17 protein-coding genes are annotated in these 18657 nt (G+C 59.4%); 6 read left to right on the top strand and 11 right to left on the bottom strand.

All coding sequences use genetic code 11. The features are described 5' to 3' along the window. The first annotated feature begins 7 nt into the window (after nt 1-7). A complete protein-coding gene (locus ACZ5IU_RS13545) occupies nt 8-361 on the top strand; it encodes a cupin domain-containing protein (protein WP_464418201.1) in 354 nt (117 codons plus the stop codon). On the opposite strand, the gene ACZ5IU_RS13550 is transcribed toward ACZ5IU_RS13545, so the two are convergent. The 5 genes from ACZ5IU_RS13550 to ACZ5IU_RS13570 form a co-directional block, all read right to left on the bottom strand. Further along, nucleotides 348-1295 carry a GGDEF domain-containing protein gene (locus ACZ5IU_RS13550; protein ID WP_464418203.1) on the bottom strand — a complete coding sequence of 316 codons (948 nt, stop codon included), beginning with the start codon at nt 1293-1295 and terminating at the stop codon, nt 348-350. The two genes, ACZ5IU_RS13545 and ACZ5IU_RS13550, sit on opposite strands and share 14 nt — an antisense overlap. A gap of 95 nt (nt 1296-1390) precedes the next feature. After that, nucleotides 1391-3091, bottom strand: a complete 1701-nt coding sequence (locus tag ACZ5IU_RS13555) for a methyl-accepting chemotaxis protein (protein ID WP_464418205.1) — start codon at nt 3089-3091, stop codon at nt 1391-1393. Nucleotides 3092-3185: 94 nt separating this feature from the next. Continuing rightward, nucleotides 3186-3359: a DUF362 domain-containing protein gene (locus ACZ5IU_RS13560; protein ID WP_464418207.1), complete on the bottom strand. Its 174-nt coding sequence runs from the start codon at nt 3357-3359 to the stop codon at nt 3186-3188. 61 nt (nt 3360-3420) lie between these two features. Further along, nucleotides 3421-4446, bottom strand: coding sequence for an NAD(P)H-dependent glycerol-3-phosphate dehydrogenase (locus ACZ5IU_RS13565; RefSeq protein ID WP_464418209.1), 1026 nt, complete (start codon nt 4444-4446; stop codon nt 3421-3423). Beyond that, complete coding sequence (locus tag ACZ5IU_RS13570) at nt 4443-5606, bottom strand: MFS transporter (RefSeq protein WP_464418211.1); 1164 nt, start codon at nt 5604-5606, stop codon at nt 4443-4445. Before ACZ5IU_RS13570 ends, ACZ5IU_RS13565 begins: the two co-directional genes overlap by 4 nt. A 231-nt stretch (nt 5607-5837) precedes the next feature. On the opposite strand from ACZ5IU_RS13570, the gene ACZ5IU_RS13575 reads away from it, so the two are divergent. Next, on the top strand, nt 5838-8129 hold the full coding sequence (locus ACZ5IU_RS13575; RefSeq protein WP_464418213.1) for a diguanylate cyclase: 2292 nt from the start codon (nt 5838-5840) through the stop codon (nt 8127-8129). A gap of 20 nt (nt 8130-8149) precedes the next feature. Continuing rightward, nucleotides 8150-9292, top strand: a complete 1143-nt coding sequence (locus ACZ5IU_RS13580) for a sensor histidine kinase (RefSeq protein ID WP_464418215.1) — start codon at nt 8150-8152, stop codon at nt 9290-9292. Here ACZ5IU_RS13580 and typA read toward each other — a convergent pair. Next, complete coding sequence (gene typA / locus ACZ5IU_RS13585) at nt 9289-11154, bottom strand: translational GTPase TypA (RefSeq protein WP_464418217.1); 1866 nt, start codon at nt 11152-11154, stop codon at nt 9289-9291. The genes ACZ5IU_RS13580 and typA overlap by 4 nt on opposite strands. Before the next feature lie 232 nt (nt 11155-11386). Here typA and ACZ5IU_RS13590 point away from each other — a divergent pair, with 232 nt between their 5' ends. Both ACZ5IU_RS13590 and ACZ5IU_RS13595 read left to right on the top strand, forming a co-directional pair. Then, entirely contained in the window at nt 11387-12538 is a 1152-nt protein-coding gene (locus ACZ5IU_RS13590; protein ID WP_464418221.1) for a hypothetical protein, read from the top strand. A gap of 11 nt (nt 12539-12549) precedes the next feature. Further along, nucleotides 12550-13530: a DUF72 domain-containing protein gene (locus tag ACZ5IU_RS13595; RefSeq protein WP_464418223.1), complete on the top strand. Its 981-nt coding sequence runs from the start codon at nt 12550-12552 to the stop codon at nt 13528-13530. Between the two features lie 471 nt (nt 13531-14001). On the opposite strand, the gene ACZ5IU_RS13600 is transcribed toward ACZ5IU_RS13595, so the two are convergent. From ACZ5IU_RS13600 to ACZ5IU_RS13615, 4 genes are read right to left on the bottom strand one after another with little or no spacing between them, the layout of a single operon-like run. After that, entirely contained in the window at nt 14002-14553 is a 552-nt protein-coding gene (locus ACZ5IU_RS13600; protein ID WP_464418225.1) for a LemA family protein, read from the bottom strand. A gap of 39 nt (nt 14554-14592) precedes the next feature. Beyond that, nucleotides 14593-14979, bottom strand: coding sequence for an ArsR/SmtB family transcription factor (locus tag ACZ5IU_RS13605; protein ID WP_464418227.1), 387 nt, complete (start codon nt 14977-14979; stop codon nt 14593-14595). A gap of 5 nt (nt 14980-14984) precedes the next feature. Beyond that, nucleotides 14985-15689 (bottom strand): cytochrome c biogenesis CcdA family protein, encoded by a 705-nt coding sequence (locus tag ACZ5IU_RS13610; RefSeq protein ID WP_464418229.1) that lies wholly within the window; start codon nt 15687-15689, stop codon nt 14985-14987. A 4-nt stretch (nt 15690-15693) separates the two neighbouring features. Beyond that, nucleotides 15694-16104: a thioredoxin family protein gene (locus tag ACZ5IU_RS13615; RefSeq protein WP_464418231.1), complete on the bottom strand. Its 411-nt coding sequence runs from the start codon at nt 16102-16104 to the stop codon at nt 15694-15696. A 111-nt stretch (nt 16105-16215) separates the two neighbouring features. Here ACZ5IU_RS13615 and ACZ5IU_RS13620 point away from each other — a divergent pair, with 111 nt between their 5' ends. Then, nucleotides 16216-17430, top strand: coding sequence for a M20 metallopeptidase family protein (locus ACZ5IU_RS13620; RefSeq protein ID WP_464418233.1), 1215 nt, complete (start codon nt 16216-16218; stop codon nt 17428-17430). Here ACZ5IU_RS13620 and ACZ5IU_RS13625 read toward each other — a convergent pair. Then, on the bottom strand, nt 17418-18653 hold the full coding sequence (locus ACZ5IU_RS13625) for an HD domain-containing protein (protein WP_464418235.1): 1236 nt from the start codon (nt 18651-18653) through the stop codon (nt 17418-17420). The genes ACZ5IU_RS13620 and ACZ5IU_RS13625 overlap by 13 nt on opposite strands. Nucleotides 18654-18657 lie beyond the last annotated feature (4 nt).

The raw sequence follows: 18657 nt of genomic DNA on the forward strand, positions 1-18657 counted from the left end.
GAGTGATATGTTGATTCGCGTCCAGAATCAGAAGAATGCCGTCAGGAAGAATCCGGCGGGCGGCGAGGGAGAACTTCGTTGCCTGTACGCGATTCCGAAGGGAGAAGGCCCGAAGGGGAGCCGGTTCACGATGGCCGGAATGATGGAGCTGGCAGTTGGATCGTCCGTCGGTCTGCATTCGCACGAGAACGACGAAGAATGCTACGTCATCCTTTCGGGAAGAGGTGTCTTCGAGGACGATGACGGAAGCCGGCATTCCGTCGAGCCGGGCGACGTCATGCTCACGATGAGGGGGCAGAAACACGCACTGCTGAATACGGGAGTCGATCCGCTCCGTTTCTTCGCTGTCATCGCCGGATAGCCGGAGGAGAAGGAGGGGGCATGAAAGCCCTTCCCTTCCCGGCGAGCTTCGCCCGGTACAGCTCCCGGTCTGCGGACGCCATGAATGTCTGCCTGTCCGTAGGCGGAGAGCAGAGGGATACGCCGACGGAAACCCCGACCCCTTTCGTAGCGCGCATCACGTCGGAACAGATCCGTTCCGCGATTCTGCCCGCCGTCTTCACGTCGCAGTCCGGGAGCAACAGGGCGAACTCGTCGCCGCCGATACGTGCGGATATGTCGCTTGTCCGCACACATCGTTGCAGGACGCCCGCGATCAGACGGAGAATGCGATCGCCTTCCTGGTGCCCGAGCGTGTCGTTGACCTTCTTGAAATCGTCGACGTCGACGAGCAGAAGCGCTCCGTGCTTTTCCCCGTCAACGAGATCGTCGAGCGCCTGTTCGAAGACGCGCCGGTTTGCGAGTCCGGTGAGCGGATCCCTGTTCGCCATATTGCGGACGATCCTGTTGTCCGTTGTGAGCGTTGCAATGGTTTTTCTGCTGCGGTCCTGAAGCTCGAAGAAGAACACCATGCTCGACAGCGTAAAGACATAGCTGATCGCGAAGTAGATGATCGCGTCTTCGGGACGCGGCACGAGAAGGAACGTTCCGGCGAACCCGGTTCCATTGAGGGAAAGGAAGAAGAGGAACGGGCGTCGTCCGCGGATCGCCGACGCGATCCCGGTCGCCAGAAGCGTGACGAGGTGACGGACGAGAAAGACGGATGCGGGGGCATCGAAGAATGGATAGGCGAAAGGCAACAGGTTCAGAACGATGAGATTTGGGGTGAGGAGTGCGCGGATCCTCGGAATTGAAACGTTTCTGCCCTTCATGCACAGGAATAGAAACTCGCACGCGAGAAAACCGTCGAGCAGCGAAAGCAGCCGAAATCCGACGCCGAGATCCACGATGGTCATGATGAAAAACCAGACGACGGTCAAAGAGCACAACAAATGGAGGATCGGACCTTCGTTATTCCGACTCCTGCATTCCCGGGGCTTTTCCGGGCCGTCTACTTCGATCCGAACCATTTCCCGGAGAGTCTTTCCCGTTCCTTCATGACGACGGCATCGACGAGTCCTTTCAGCTCGGGATCCGTTCTCCGGGGGAGGACGATGCCGAAATGTTCTCGTGCGAGATGCGCCCCGATCTGTACGAGCCCGGGCATCCTGCGTGAATACTCCCGGAAGACGGGGGTCTCGAGAACTGCGGCGTCGATCCTCCCCGCCGTGAGTTCCCCGAGTATCGAATCCCAGCTCGGGAAAAGCACGAGCCGTGAGGCGCCGAACCTCTCCTGAGCAACGGCGGTTCCCGTTTTTCCCTCCAGAGTCCCGATTCGTCCCTTCGAAAGAGGCGACGTGGCGTCTTTCCTATTCTGCAGCGCGACGAGAGTCTGTCCGCTCGCGAAGTAAGACCGCGAGAACGTGACTCTGGATGCGCGTTCCGGAGTCTTCGTCAGGGGAGAGACGATGAGGTCGCACTCCGGCCATGAGCCGGTGTTCCACATCCCGCTGATCGTTCCGTTTTCCCCGTTCCCCCAGCGGAGAGGCACGATCCGCAGAGGGATTCCCGCGGAGGCGGCGATGGCCTGCGCCATATCGACGTCCATTCCCTCCGGTTTCCCGGACTTCCAGAAATGGAAGAGTCCCCAGTTGGAATCGTCCATTCCGACGCGAAGCACGCCGGACTTTACGATGGTCGCAAGTGTGCGAACCCCGTCGCGTCCTGAGCCTGCCGTCAGGTTTCCGAGCCGCTTCGATCCGTCGCGCAACTTCGGGATTCGTGTGCGAAGGGCTTCGGCCGAGGTCCGGTATTCCTGGATGGACTCCGAGACGGCGGCGAGGCGTCCTGACTGGTCCTTGACGAGGGAGTTCGTTCTGTTTACGGAATCGACGACGTCTTCGATCCCCGCTGCCTGTTCCTGAACGAGCCCCGATGTTTCCGAAAGTTTTCCGAGAACCACGGATACGCCCGAGGCCATTTCCTCGAGGGTCTTTCTGACGATTTCGGATTGCAGGGTTGCTTCGCCGACGGTCTCTTCCGCGAAGCGTATGCGCTCTGAACCGTCCTCGGCAAGCTTCCTGATGTCCGTCGCGAGTTTCCCGATCTTCTCTGCGGCGTGCCGCGACTGCTCGGCGAGCTTTCTGACTTCGTCAGCGACGACCGCGAATCCGCGTCCCGCGTCTCCCGCTCTTGCCGCCTCTATCGCCGCGTTGAGCGCGAGAAGGTTGGTCTGATCGGCGACGCCCGCTATGGCGGTCACGATCTGTCCGATATCCGAGCTGACGCCTCGCATGGTCGAAATGGCTTCCGCAACGGAAGCGGTGGATGAAACGACCTTTCCGATCGCCGCTTCGGCGCGTTCGGTCGTTTCGAGGCTGGATTTTGTGTTCTCACGGAGGCGTCCTCCCTCCTCCGTGATCTGGATGACAAGGGCTGTTGTCTTTCTGCCGGATGCCGACAGCTTTTCAAGGCGTGCTTCCGATTCTCCGGAAAGCGCTCCGAGATCAGCGGCGGAACGCGAAACGGCATCCGAATTCGAGGCGATCGTGTCGATGGCGAGGATGCTGTCGTCGACAAGTGTTTCGAAGTCTTCAGCGATGACGTCGATCCGCATCGCCTCGTCCCGCATCGCGTCCATGCCATCTTCGGAAGTGGACGCGCCCGGGATCACGCCGGTAACGACGGAACGGGATGGGCTTTTGAGAAACATGGCTTTGCCTCCCCGGAATGTATCCAATCAAAAGAGGGAAACCGGGAAATCCGGTCTCCCTCGATGAGTCGTCCCTTTCCGAGCAGGATGGCTCCTACTGGGAGATCGCACTCACGGGACACACGGAAACGCAACTGCCACACTCGATGCAGGTTTCCTGGTCAACCTTCGCCTTGCCGTCGACCATGCTGATCGCCTCCACCGGGCAATTCCCGACACACGTCTCACATCCCACGCACGCATCGGAATCAACTTTCGCCTTCGCCATTACATACACCTCCCTTTATTGATATGTGTATTATTTCATAATTCATTTGGAACCTACCGGATTATAACGCACCATACTTCGGTGGGCAACCGGGAACGATGTCCTCGGGCTTCAGGTCCCGCGTCAGGAGCGACGTCATAACGTCGGAAAGCCTCTTGCCTCCGTAGAGGATATTCCAGACCGCTCCCGCTATGGGCATTTCGACTGAGTACCGTTCCGCCATCGAAACGACGGCCTTTACGGTGAAGGCTCCCTCCGCGACCTGACCCACGGAAGAGCGGGCTTCGTCGAGCGACTTGCCGGAACCGATCTCGAGACCGAGGCGGAAGTTCCTCGATTTCGAACTATAGCATGTCAGAATGAGATCTCCGATTCCGGTCAGCCCCGAGAATGTCTTCGGCTGCGCTCCCATCGCCGTGCCAAGCCGGGATATCTCGGCGAGTCCTCTCGTGATCAGTGCCGCGACGGCATTGTCGCCGAGGCGCAGTCCACGCGCGGCACCGACGGCGATCGCGACGACGTTTTTGACCGCGCCGCCGACCTCGACACCGATCACGTCGGCACCGGAGTACACTCTGAAGTACAGCGTCGAGAAACGGCGCTGCCAGTCCGCCGCGACGGGTTCGTCCACAGAGGCTGCGACGGCCGCTGTGGGAAGTCCCGCAATCACTTCCTCGGCGAAGCTGGGTCCTGAAAGGACCGTGTACGACGCTTCGGGCAGGATGAGTTTGACGATTTCGCTGATGCGAAGCATCGTCCCGATCTCGAAGCCCTTTGCCGCGTTGCAGATTGCGACCTGGTTGCGCAACGGGGCGAGATTCGAGAGAAGTCCGCGGACGGCCTGGGTCGGGACGGCAAGCACCCAGAGATCCGAGTGCTCCGCCGCATCCCGGATGTCCGATGTCGGAGCGACGGCCGGATGGATTCTCGCGGAGGAAAGATACCCCGGGTTGATTCCCGTCGCGGTGATCGCATGTGCTTGTTCGGACCTTCTGCACCAGAGCACCACGTCGTGCCCGTTTCGCGCGAGGAGATCCGCGAGCGCCGTCCCCCAGCTGCCGGCTCCGAAAACGCTGACCGTCTTCATGCGGTGTCATCCTTTCGGTCATCTGGAATCAGGAACAGCAATACCGTTCCGAGGAGAATGATACCGCATCCCGTATGAATTGCGGGAACCAGAGAGGATGTGATATCGCGAAGCACCCCCGACACTATCGGGGCGAAGATCGCCGACGACATGACGAAGCCGTTGAAGAATCCGATTGCGGCTCCCATTGAGCCGGGGTAGCGTGCGCTGACGATATCGCCGATCCATGAAACCATCGTCGGAACGAAGGCCGAGTTCGCGAACACGCCGAAGAGCAGAAAAGAGGCGATAATCGCAGGCGTGGAGCTCACCACCGTGATGAGAAACAGGGCGACCGCGCTCGCCGGAAGGACGAATACGGCGACGCGCCTGCGGCCGATGCGGTCGGAGAGGCGCCCCCAGAGGATGCCTGCCGGAATTGCCGAGAGCGCGACAAGTCCCGTATAGAGCCCGGCCTGCGAGAGACTGAAGTTGCGTTCGGCCTTCAGGAACGTCGGTCCCCAGGTGACGGCGACCCAGAAACCGTAGAGGGACGCGAAGGTCGCAAGGTTGATCTTCCAGATATCCGGATCCCTGAAGAGCCGCAGATATTCGAGTCTCGACGGTTGGACGCCTGCTTTTGTCCCGGGAATGTATCTGAAGAAGACGGGGAGCATGCACAGCGTCGGGATGCCCAGGAGAAGGAACGGCGTCCGGAACGATCCCGACCATTCGAACACGGGACCGCTGACAGTCATGCCGCCGAGAATGCCGAACGCCATCCCGACGCCGATCAGGCCGGAACTGAAACCGCGTCTTTCAGGCGGAACGACCGAAAGCATCGTTCCGTAGCAGGCCGGGTAGTAGGCTCCCGCTCCGAGGCCGTGAAGGGCCGAAAAGACGAGAAGGGACGCGTAACTCGTTCCGAAAAGACCGAGACCGATAATTCCGATGCCGGCGACGCCGAACATGACGAGCAGGACGCGCCTGAGCCCCCATCTGTCACCTGCGAACCCGCTCGGTATCTGCATGAGGACGTACGTGAGAAAATAGGCGCTCGTGATGGAACCCGCGAGGGCCGAAGAAATTCCGAGCCTGTTTCCGATGACGGAAAGCAGCGGGTACATCGACGTTCTGTCGGCGTAGAGCAGGGCCCAGCCGAGCATAAGGGAATAGAGCATCGTCATCCTCCTGACGGTCGTGTCCCGCAACGGGACGAATGCGTCATAGTGTAGGGCAACCCGGACGAAGAGTAAACATACAGCTGGTGGCCGTTCGTGCGACGAAGGCGGGCAAGAGTGATACAATGCACTGCAAAGACCTCCGCGGAGGTGCGCCTTGTGAGAGACTGGTGGTGCGCGACAGCTCTGGTTGTTCTGACTTTTTTTGGCTGTACCCTCGAATGCGGGCCGATGTTTTTCACGTTTTTCTTTCCCGCCATTCTGATCGGGATCTTCACGTTGTGCGCGTTTTTCTTCTCGAAGCGTGCAATGGGAATCGTCCTCCTCGCGGCCTCTGTAATTGTGCCGTCGATTCTCGCGGTGGCGGACGTGGATATCCGGTACGCGGTTCCGGAGTACGCGCTCATCCTCTGCCTCTGCGTCGTGATGGAGTATCTCAAGAAGGCCTCGGTCCGCGAGATGTCCGTCTTCCTCGAGTACATCAATCGCGTCGGAGCGGCGGACACGTTTGAGGATGCCTCCGAACCAGCGGTGAAGCTCATCCGCGAGTACATTCCGGACGCATTTCCGGCCGTGGCGCTCTATGACCCTGAAAAAGAGTCCTTCCGGGTCATTTCGTCGGTAGGGTACGTGCGATTCGCGAACGGCGCGTTCCCGCGGAACAACAGCATTTCCTGGAGAGCCTACAGGACGGGCGAAGCCCAGGTCGTCGACAACGTTCTCGCGGACCCGGGGTATGTCGAAGGAATTCCCGGCGCGCGTTCGGAGATGTCGGTCCCGATTTTCTGGAAAGGGTCCAGATTCGGCGTTCTCAACGTCGAGTCGACGACTCTTGCGAGATTTCGTCCCGAGGATGTGCGGAACGTTTCCTTTCTTGCGGCGATCCTGGGTGAGGTTTTCTCGCATATCGAAGCCTCCCGTGCCCTCGGAAGGAACATCGAGAGTCTCGAGACGACGAACAGGGAGCTTTCCGAAACCCAAACGGCCCTACGCGAGTCCCTCGATGCCGTGCGTCGCGGAAAGCAGGAGGCCGAGACGCTCAACCGGCGGCTTCGCGATCTTTTCTCGATCATTGCGATGCTCTCGGCATCCCGGAATTCGGGGGAAATGTTCCGGAACCTGACGGAGGCGCTGGCGAAGCGTTTTTCGTACCGGAACATCTACGTTCACGCGCGGCTGACGCGCACCGGACCCATAGAGACGCAATCGTCGCACGGCGTGACGTTACCCGAGGAAATGCGCAGGGGCCTCATCCGGGACGGAAAGGGAACGACGGGGCGCGTCATCGAAACCGGAGTGCCGTACCGTCTTTCGGACGTCTCGAAAGACCCGTATTACGTATGCCACGATCCCGCCGTTCGTTCGGAACTCGTCCTTCCGATCCGGTCGCAGACGACGACGTGGGGCGTGCTCGCGGCGGACAGCGAGGTCGAGGACGGTATCTCGTCTCAGGATGAGGAACTGCTTTCGATTATCGTCGCTCATCTCGCTCTGGAACTCGAAAGCAAGGATGTTCTCCGTGACCTGAACGAAGAGGTCTCGCGACTCAAGGTGCTCCACGAGATCATGAAGGTCATCTCCATGGAGAGACGCGACGAACGAATGCTCCTGAAAACCCTCGTGAACAGCGTCGCGGAAAAGTTCGGATACGAGGAGATAACGGCATACCTTGTCGAAGAGCCGGGACTGACGGCTGTCGCATCGAATGTCTATGACGACGCTCACCTTGAAACCCTGACGGAATGGCTCAGGAACGCAGACGGAGGTCTCGTGTCGCTTCAGATGAGGAACAGCGGCGTGTCGGTTTTCGAAAACGTCGAGACGCATCCGAAGTACACCCGCGGCGATGCCTGGTTCTCCCCGGTCGCTCAGCTGGACGCTCCGATCCGCTACAACGAACGGTGTTTCGGAGTTCTTTCGGTCGAATCGTCGCAACGATTTTCGAGGGGAGATGTCGATTTCTTCACGATCCTTTCAGGGCATCTCGGGGCGATCATGGCCCTGCACGAACTGATCAGGTCGAACGAGCGGATGGCCCTCGAAGACGAACTGACGCATCTCTGGAACCGGCGCTATCTCTTCGGAGTGCTGGAACGTCAGCAGGGTTCCGTGGAACGCAGAGGGGGGCGATTCGCAGTCGTCATGATCGATATGGCGGATTTCAAGACGGTCAACGACAGGCTGGGGCATATCGTCGGGGACGCCGTCCTGCGGCAGTTTTCCGAATGTCTGCGTTCGGCCGCAAGATCGTCCGACATCGTCGGACGGTATGGAGGGGACGAATTTCTGGTCATTCTTCCCGGAGCCGGGGCTGACGAAGCGAGGGGGTTCATCGGACGGATACGCCGTTCGCTCGAAAAGATTCACCCGATCGGAATGGGCGGTTTGCCTCTGCTGGCGGATTTCGGATTCACGGTCCTTCCGGATGAGGTGTCGACGATTCAGGAAGCGCTCCGGATCGCCGATGAACGAATGTATGAGCAGAAAGAGGAGCGAAAAAAGAGGAAAGCGGCGGAACTCTGAGAGATGAGGCGCGATGGCATATGGATGACGTAGCGGAGAAGATTCTGAAGATCCAGGAAGAGGTGAGCGAGTCCCTTCAGTCGAGCATCGACAGCGTCGGACAGCTGCGGGAAGAGGAGATGACCCGCCTCTTCGAGGTCCGTTCGAGGCGCGAGGAAATCCAGCAGGAACTGCAGGATGTCATCGTCGCCGTGGACAGGGCGGAGCGGGAATACCGGCGCTCCCGCCAGCAGCTTCTCGATGCGACCCGTTCCGGGGACGAGGCGCTGGAAAAGGAATCCTACGAGAAGGCCGCGCACCTGATGAAGGTTCGGGGAACATTCGAGGAACGCGAGCGAATGCTTTCCCGCACCCGCGACGATCTCGCGCGCGAGGAGCGCCGCATCGAAAAACTCATCGCGATGAGCGAGGAGATGGCGAACCGCTTTCGTCTCGCGCTGAATTTAATGAGTACCAGTATCGAGCAATTCATGGGGGATTATTCCGGTCAGACGATGATGACCGCTGCACTCCGGATCGCCGAGCAGGAAAGCCTCTCGCTCGCGCGGGATCTCCACGACGGGCTGGCGCAGCGAATCGCTTCTTCCTGTCTCGTGACGGATCTCGTGCGCCAGCACGTGGATGCCGAACAGTATCCGAATCTCGGGAAGGAACTCGATCATCTCAAGGAAGAGCTGCGGGAAACGGAAAGCGACGTCCGGTCGTTTCTTTTCCGTCTGAATCCGTCCGGACTCAGGGAAGGATTCCATGGTGCACTCGCACGGCTCGCGTCCCAGGTCGAGCAGATGACGGGAGCGAAGTTGCGGTTTGCGGTCGAAGGAAAGGAAAACATTCTCTCCGATTTACTGCGGGTCAACGTCTTCCGTATCATTCACCAGGCGGTCGTCAACGCGGTGAAGAACGGAAAGGCCAGGGAAGTCCGTCTCGCCCTTTCGGTCGGGGTGGAAGCTCTCCGGGCAAGAATATCAGACGACGGTCTCGGCTTCGATGTCGAACAGGCCAGACGCGAGGCCGAATCGCGAGGGTCCTACGGACTCAGAACCATGGAAGAACGCGCCCGGATCGCGGGCGGCACGCTTTCGGTGGCCAGCTCTTCCGGGCGCGGAACGGTCGTTTCGCTTGTCATTCCCCTCCGGGACACGCCGAAGGACGGTCTCGACTAGGCCGTTTTTCGGCCCGCTTTTCTGCGTTCCTCGTAATCGAGAATTGCCTTTCGCAGCCGCACTGACTTCGGAGTCACCTCGACGAGTTCGTCGTCCTCGATCCACTCGAGAGCCCTCTCGAGCGACATCTTCAGCGGGACATCCAGCTTGACGGCCATTTCTTTCGTCGATGCCCGGTGGTTCGTGACGTGCTTCTTCTTTGTCGGATTGCAGGGGAGATCCCCGGGACGACAGTGTTCGCCGACGATCATCCCCGCATAGACGGGGTCTGTGGAGGACAGGAAGAGCATACCGCGTTCCTGGAGGTTTTCGAGCTGGTAGCTGGTCGCGTCGCCGGTTTCCATGCTTACCATCGCTCCCCGGCCGCGTCCGGTGATGTCTCCGGCCCATGGAGCATATCCGGTCAGGCAGGATGACATGATTCCGAGTCCCCTCGTGTCGGTCAGGAAATCCCCTCTGTAGCCGATCAGGCCGCGGGTCGGGATTTCGAATTCAAGCCGGATCAGTCCGGTCTGAAGGTTCGTCATCGTCCGGATGCGGGCCTTGCGGCGGGAGAGTTTCTCGAAGATGACCCCCTGACAATCCTCGGGAATATCGAGAATCAGCTGTTCGAACGGCTCATAGACGCGGCCGTCGCGTTCCTCTGTGATGACTTCGGGCTTCGATACACAGAATTCGAGGCCTTCGCGGCGCATCTCTTCGATGAGGATCGCGAGGTGAAGTTCTCCTCGTCCCGAAACCTTGATGCCATCAGGGCGTCCGAGATCCTCGACGCGAAGCGCGACGTTGGCCTGTGCCTCGCGTTCCAGTCGCGCCTTGATCTGTCGCAGGGTTGCGGCCTGGCCCTCCTGTCCCGCGAATGGGCCCGTATTGACGAGGAAAAACATTGAAACGGTCGGCTCCTCGATGTCGAGCGGAGGAAGGATTTTCTCCTCACAAGCCGCCGAAAACGTGTCGCCGATGCTGATATCCTTCGGACCGGTGATCCAGACGATGTCTCCCGCGAATACCTCCTCGACCTCGACACGGTCGAGACCGCGCGTGACCCAGATCTGGTTTGCCTTTGCGTCTTCCTTTCCCGTGACCTCGAAGGTTTCGGAGGAGCGGTCGCCATTCATCCAGCGCGTCGACGTCCGGACAAAGGATTCCCCCTTGTGAATCGTTCCCTGAAGCACTTTGCCGCATCCGATCCTTCCCGTGTAGTCGCTCCACGCGATCGTGCTGACCTGCATGAGGAATGGGGCGTCGAGCGAAACCTCGGGCGCAGGGACGTAGCCGACGATTGTTTCGAAGAGCGCCTTCATCCCCTCTCCGCGATTGTCCTTTTCGAGGTCGCGAACCGCCCACCCGTCGAGTCCGGATCCGTACAGGACGGGAAAGTCCGTCTGTTCATCCGTCGCGCCGAGTTCGATGAACAGGTCGAAGGTCTTTTCGAGCGCGCCGACAGGGTCGGCAGAGGGGCGGTCGACCTTGTTCACGAAGACGATCGGCTTCAGCCCTATGCGCAGCGCGTGCATGAGAACGTAACGTGTCTGGGGCATCGGTCCTTCGTTCGCGTCGACGAGAAGGAGCACCGAGTCGACCGTCGAAAGGACGCGTTCCACTTCGCCCGAGAAATCCGCGTGTCCCGGTGTGTCGATGATGTTGATTTGATAATTTCCCCATGTGACGGTGCAATGTTTTGCGCGAATCGTGATTCCCCGCTCGCGCTCGATTTCGTTGTTATCCATGATCCGTTCCTCGACGCGCGCGTTCGACCTGAAGACCTGCGCGGCGCGGAAGACGGAATCGATGAGCGTCGTCTTGCCGTGGTCGATATGTGCGATAATGGCGATGTTTCGGATCTTGCTCGTGTCCTGCATATGTTCTCAAACTCCCCGTTTCGTAGAATCAAAGACAGTCAATCATATCTCCATATACGTCAGAATACAAGTGACATCATGATGCCTCGGAAGACGCAACGTCATCCGGACCTGGCATTCCCCTTCGCGGCGATTTGAGGAAAGTTATGCCGTCTGACAGAAATACACTCCCATTGTATCGGGCGAGTATAATACATGCCGGAACGAACATGCCCGCAGAGGAGGATCCGCGGTGGAAGACACGAAAGGGAGCATCGTCGCGAGCGAAACTGTCGACGACGTGCTGCAACTGGGGCTGTGGTGCAACAGGGCACTGCCCAGACTCGTCATACAGAACAGGATCAGCGGCACGAAGAGGATGAGTCCGCTCTCCTGGCTCGAGAAAGAGAGCCGGAAGCTGACGATGAAGGGCGAGAACGGAATGACGCACGATTTCACTTCCGAAGACCTCGTTCCCTCCGTCCGGAAACTTCTCGCGGCGTTCATTGCCCGCCCCGTCTTCAAGGCGCTTCTCTGGAGAACGACGATTCTCCTCTCCGACGCCATCCACACGCCGAAACCGATTTTCGATCCCGGAGAACTGTCGCTCCTTCCGGAAACCAAGCGATGTACTCTCTGGATCGCCGATCTGACGCAATCTCAGGGGAAAGGAGTTTTCCGCCCGTATTTTCCGATGACCGACGAAGAATGCGGCGCTCTCCCCGATCCCCCCCACCTTTCCATCACGAACGGAAAGGGTGCGACTCACCTGAAGGCGACAGGCGTCACGCGTCGGCTCGTCGTCGCGAATCCCTCCCGTTGGTACCGTCCGATCCTCCTGGCCTCGGGCGCCCTTTTATGCGGATTCTCGGTGAATTTCGAGGACCTGTCGGAGACTGCCGCGACTCTCTGGGGCATGGTTCAGGAAGGACAGATACGCGGGCGCGATCTCGTGCTGGCGGCCGGGAACCCCGAAACAGACCGCATGATCCGCCACATCGTCGTCTATACCCGTCATCTGTCGTTCCTCGGGGATATTTCGCAGTCGTTCCTTCGCGACGGATACGATGTTCTCCGGGAGCGGGGGTACGTCAGGACCCGACGCATTCCGTTCTCCGAGGGGGCTCTCGGACCAGTCGAATACAAGGTGACGCTTTGCTCGCGCGAGGAGGACGGACGATTCGCGGTTGTCGCGGTTCCCGAAAAACTCACAAACCGTCACGATGGCGACATTGTCCTCGAAATGCCGTCTGAAACCTACGAAAGAATCTGCGACGCGGACTCTTTCGGCGGGGCACGGGATGAATACGACTCGATCGCGAATCTCTTTTCCGCCATGTCCTTCAGTCGCTGGATCGCGTCGGTCGGAAGATTCCTCGAGGGGATCCTTCCATCCCTGGTCTGAGGACGACGCCTATGGGAGACGTCCGGGTCGGAACGTGTTCGTGGACGGACGCGACGTTGCTGCGGAGCGGATGGTATCCGCGCGGAACGAAGACCTCGGCCGCGTTGCTGCGATATTACGCCTCGAACTTCACGACGGTCGAGGTCGACAGTACGTTCTATGCATTCCCTGACCGCACCCGGATATTCCGCTGGATTGCCCGGACACCTCCCGGTTTTCTCTTCAACGTGAAGGTGTGGGGGCTTTTCACGTACCACGACGTCCGCCGTTCGAGTATTCCGGAACAGTTTCGCGCCATGGTGTCCGGTACGGACTCCGACCGGGTGACGTTGAAGGATGTTCCGAAGGATGTCCGGGGCGAAGTGTGGAACTCCTTCGCCCAGGTGCTTGAACCGCTGCATCAGGCGAAGCGTATGGGGTATCTCCTTTTTCAGCTTCCACCGTGGATTCGCTATTCTGAAGACGCCCTGCGCTATGTCCGCCGCGTCGCCGAAGTGACGCCTCCCTTCCGTGCCGCTTTTGAAGTCCGTCATCGCTCATGGCTCGAACCCGGGGTTCGGGAGAGATTCCTCGAAACCCTGCGGGAGGGAAATCTCGCGTATGTCGTAGTCGACGAGCCACAGCTCCGCTGGACGGTCCCTCCGCAGATCCATGTCACTGCGGATTGGGGGGCCGTAATCCGCTTTCATGGACGAAACCGCGTGGCGTGGCAGAAGGGAGCGGTTCCCGTCGCGGAAAAATTCCGATATGCCTACGACTCGACGGAACTCACGGCATGGGGCAGGGAACTTCTCTCTCTTTCGGACCGGGTCGAACGACTCTTCGTCATGTTCAACAACTGCTTTCGGGACTATGCGGTGCGAAACGCGGCGACGATGCGATGTCTTCTCGGTGGAGAGTGCCGCGATCCGCTCGATTTGCAGGGACATCTCGACTTCGGCGAATCCGGACGAGGAGCGGAGAATGTTTCTGGTCCTGCGGGCGGAGACTGAGGCGGCACAGAACTTGCCAAATTAACAGAACAGAGGTATAATTCAGTCGTAAAGAACGGGCATCAACCCGATTGCGAGGGGGGATCTGCGGGAATGAAACGAATGCGGCTGATCAAACCTCAGGGAATTCCAACTCAATAGGAACACGTGCAACGGACCGGCAGCGTGGTCCGCAAAAGTTTCCGGAATGGAAACGAGAGTAGTGAGGCATGGGGAGCGGGATTGACGGACATCCCACTCCCCGTTTTTTAACCCCGCCACAGCCGCCGGAAGAACCGTCGCTCCCCGGTGCCGACTCCGGAGCGGTCCGGGTCGACACGACGAATCCCGAAAAGTCGGACACAAGAAGAAAAAGAGACCCGCGCTGAATGTGCTTCCCGAAAATCACCGGCGTACTGTGAGGGGATATATCCTTCCCGACCTCGAGCGCGGCGACGATCCTGAAAAAGAAGCGAGATTTTCCCCGGAAGGCTAGAAGGTGACCTTCGGAACGACCCGATCCTGTTCTTCGGCTTCGAAGTAGGGCGCCTTCACATAGCCGAGGTTCCTCGCGACGAGAATGTGGGGGAACTTCGCGATGCCCACGTTGTACTCCCGCGCCGCGCCATTGTAGTACCTTCGTGACATCTGGATATCGTCCTCGACGGCGGCGAGCTGTTTCTGGAGGTCGAGGAAGTTCTCGTTCGCCTTGAGTTCAGGGTAGTTTTCGGCGACGGCGAAAAGGGATCGGAGCGATTGCGTAAGCATGTTCTCGGACTGAACCCTCTCCTCGACCGACGACGATTTCATGATCGCGGAACGGGCTTCTGTCACCTTCTGAAAAACTTCCTTTTCGTGCGCCGCATACCCCTTGACCGTTTCGACGAGGTTCGGGATCAGGTCGACGCGTCGCTTGAGCTGGACGTCGATGCCGCTCCACGCCTCGTCCTTCAGGTTGAACAGGCGGACGAGGCCGTTGTATATCGATATTCCCCACAGGACGATCACGACGAGAATTCCGAGAATGACGTACAGCGCGTTCATAGAGTTCCCTCCCTGAGATTCTGATAGAATCGACCGTCTTCATATTATAGTTCGGCCGATGCGGTTTCGCGTCCGGAAACGTTCACAGAGCGTTTCCGGCGGAATTTCGAGTATCTTCTGGAGTTTTCGCCGGTCTTCGATAACTTCCGGCGACTTCGAGATCTCCCGGGCGATCAGGGAAAACAATTCCTGCGGTGTCCCTTCGGGATTCCCGGAGAGCGAGCAGTAGACCCACTTCCCGCTTTTCCTGTCGGTTACGAGTCCTGTCGACTTCAGGACCGAAACGTGCTTCGAAACGGTCGAAGGACTGAGTTCGAGGGTTGCCATGATCTGTCCGAGACAGAGTTCGTGTCCGGGCAGCAGGAGAAGGATCCGGAGCCGCGTCTTGTCGGAAAGCGCCTTCAACGTTTCGAGAAGCGACTCCATGACCGTCACCGCGGCGCCGAGTAAATGAAGTAAAGACCGATCAGGACGATAACGGAACCGAGAATCCTGTTGACGACGTCGAGACGGTCGGACTCGCCCCAGCGCAGATACCGCGAGACGACGGACGTGAACGTTCCAGCCGCGAGAATGACCGAACAGTGCCCGAGCGCGTACAGCAGTACGAGCGCGAGAGCGAGAGGCAGGTTGGCCGTTGCGGTCTTCATCGTGAGGGCGAGCAGCGGGGCGACGTAGGCGAAGCTGCACGGTCCCAGCGCGAGACCGGAAAAGAGCCCGAGCATCAGGGCGCCCTTCAGTCCTCCGCTTTTTCCGACAGACAGACCCCGTCCGATGAACCACGGGATCCGGACGACGCCGGCGAGATGGAGGCCGATCGCGATGAAGACGACGGCGACGACGTAATTGGTCACTCTTCCGATATCCGTCATGAGGATGCCGCTCGATGTGAGAACCATTCCGACGACGGCGAGGTTCACGAAAATACCCGACGAAAATGCGAGCGATGCGAAAAACGCACGTTTCGGGCTTGGATCCTCGTCGTTTTCGATATATCCGACGACGAGCGGGATCGTCATAAGATTGCAGGGACTCAGGAGTATGCTCAGGATTCCCCACGCAAATGCGGCCATGGGTGCGACCCAGGTCGCGCTGTGGAGAATGCCGTAGATGTTTTCGAAAAGGGAGTGGAGCATCCGCCTACTTCCCTTCGTCGACCCTGATCCCGACCTCGCCGAGCTTTTTCATGAAAGAATCGAGGGGGAGGTATCCGACGTGCGTTCCGAGGAGCTTTCCCTGCCCGTCCCTGAAGACGAGCATCGGAATGTACCGGACCTTGAATTCCTGCGCCAGCTGCGGATTCCGCATGATGTCGACCTCTTCGACGAGAACCTGTTTCCCGTATTTTTCGGAGAACTGCTTCAGCACGATCGACATCTGCTTGCACGCGGGGCAGCTCTGGGACTGAAGGATCATGACGAGCGGGAGCTTCCCGGGGACTGCGGGCCGTTCCTTCGCGGTCGTATCTTCCGGTCTGCGCATTACGAAGATTCCTGCGGCCGCAACGAGAACCAGCGCTATAATCACTACATTCCGGGTCTTTGGGGACATGGCGATCTCCTCCGTTCGTACGGTCAGTGAGAGTTCATTTTCATTTTCTGGAAAATGACGGTATCAGTATATCGGCGTCAGGGACCCCGTCAAGAGAGGAGAAATACGGAGATGGGTATAGCTCTTCACGATACCGCCGGCGAGGCGGTCGCCCTTTTCGACGAGGCGCGTAATGACGCCGGGGTTCCGATTTCCGTGCGGCGCGCGATCCATCAATTTCCGGAACTGGATTTCGACCTTGGACGGACTGCCGGAATGATCGAGGCCGAGTTGGTGCGAATCGGAGTCCGGACGAGGCGGTGCGCCGGGACGGGGATCGTCGGCGTGCTTCGCGGCGTCGCTCCCGGCCGGACGGCGGGCCTCCGCGCGGATATGGACGCGTTGCCGATCACTGAAAGTTCCGGAGCCCCGTTCGCGTCGCGGAATCCCGGAATCATGCACGCCTGCGGGCACGATATCCATATTGCGGGAGTCCTCGGGGCGGCCCGCCTTCTTTCGAGGCGTCGCGAACGCCTTCGAGGAAATGTCGTCTTTCTTTTCCAGCCGGCGGAGGAAACGTCCGGTGGGGCGCTTCCGATGATTCTCGATGGAGCGATCGACGATCCGACTCTTGATGCGATCTTCTCGTTTCACTGTTCGCCGGAACTGCCGGTCGGCAGCGTCGGAATGGCTCCCGGACGTTTCCGTGCCGCGTCGGATATGCTCGATTTTAGAATTTCCGGACGAGGGTGTCACGGCGCGGAACCACAGCGGGGGATCGATGCCGTCGTCGTCGCGGCGCATATCGTCTGTGCATTGCAGCACACTGTCGCGAGAATGACCGACCCCCGCGATCACGCCGTCCTCACGATCGGTGAGATTTCCGGAGGAAGAGCGCGGAACGTCGTGGCCGACTCCGTTTCGATGAAAGGCATTTTGCGGACCCTTTCCGGCGATTCGCGCTCACGTCTCCTCGGGAAAATCCGGGAGATCGTGACGGATGTCGCGGCCGCTTTCGGAGCGGAATGCTCGTTGACGAGACACGAAGGATATCCATGTCTCGTCAACGACCCGGCAATCACGGCGTTCGTCGGGAACTGCGCGGCGGATGCCCTCGGGCGGGAGAACGTCCGCGAGATCACGGAACCGAGCATGGGAGTGGACGACTTCGCGTACTTTCTCGAGCGCGTTCCCGGAACGTACTTCCTTCTCGGAACGGCCTCGCAGGCGAATGCCGCCCCGCTCCACTCACCGGAATTCGCTCCGGACGAAGGATCGATCGCGGTTGCTTCCTCGGTCTGCGCCGGAGCGTGCCTTCGTTTTCTCCGGGAGGGTCATCGAAAGTAATCGAACAGCGTCCCCATGTGGAACCCAGACAGGGTATACCTGTTGAAACGCTGATAGACCTTCTCGCGTCCCTCGACGAGTGCGGAGGATGTAATCCCGAGCCGGATCGAGAGCGACGCCTCGATATACGCGGCGAGTTTGTCGCAGGCCTCTATGACGCGTCCGTCAAGCGGGTTCGATTCCGGATTGTTGTGGTCCCCCGACATATCCGCGTCCGCGAAAACAGTCGGCATGGCGTCGCTTTCGGGCCATATCTTGTTCCGGAACTCGTCTTCGGTGAAATACGCGATCTCGGCGATCCACGATTCCGGAAGCAGCGGATAGATCTTTCCCTCCATCGCCTTGCGCTCGTAACGCCGGATCATGTCGTCGAACCCTTCGACCGAATTCTTGACCGGCGAGATGATATCGCGCGTGAGAACCTCCGGGAGGTCATGGAAGAGTCCGCCGAAAAAGTCGTTGTACGCGCGGCGGGGACAGGCCCCGATCTCGAGTGCGACGAGATACGACAGGATCGCCACGAAAAGCAGGTGTCCGAGGACGGATGTCTGCGGGATGCGCGGCGTCTGCGCCCATCTCTTCTGGAATCCGAGCTGGCCGACGAGGGAAACGAACCCGAGAACTCCCTTCTGGTCATCGGGCGCCTCCCAAGCCGTGAGGATCTCCCGGACCGAAGGGATGTCCGCGAGATCCTCGACCTGGCTGTAGATTTCCTTGCGGGTCTCCTCGATGCGGTACATCCTCCGGCTCCACTCGTACACGAAATCGAACTCCCATTTCGTCGCGAGGTAGTGTGCGGCCCGCAGGATACGCCGCTCCGGTGACGTCGCATCGGAAAGGATATATCGCTCGAAACGCCCGGAGAGGCCTCCCGGGAGGTACTCGAGGTCGGGACGGTACTGCGATGCCACCCAGACGTTGAGCTTTCGCCTCTGTTCCCGGTCTTCCATGAATCTGTGAAAGACCGGGGGCTTGATGTCCGTGAGGAGCACCCTGTGAAGGAACTCGAAAATCCCTCCTTCAATGAGCTCCGTCCAATCGATGGGGCCGTGCCCAAGGTCGATTTCTCTCCGCGCGAGAACGTATGCGATGACCATCTTGTGCGCCTGCTTGCCGAGTTCGGAAAAGGAAGATGGATGGGGGTGATCGTTCCATCTCTCGATGCTGGCCGCAGAAAAAACGCGTTCAATAAGTGATCTCGTAATCGTGGCAATCCCCTCCATTCGC

The organism is Lactivibrio alcoholicus, from assembly GCF_055390895.1.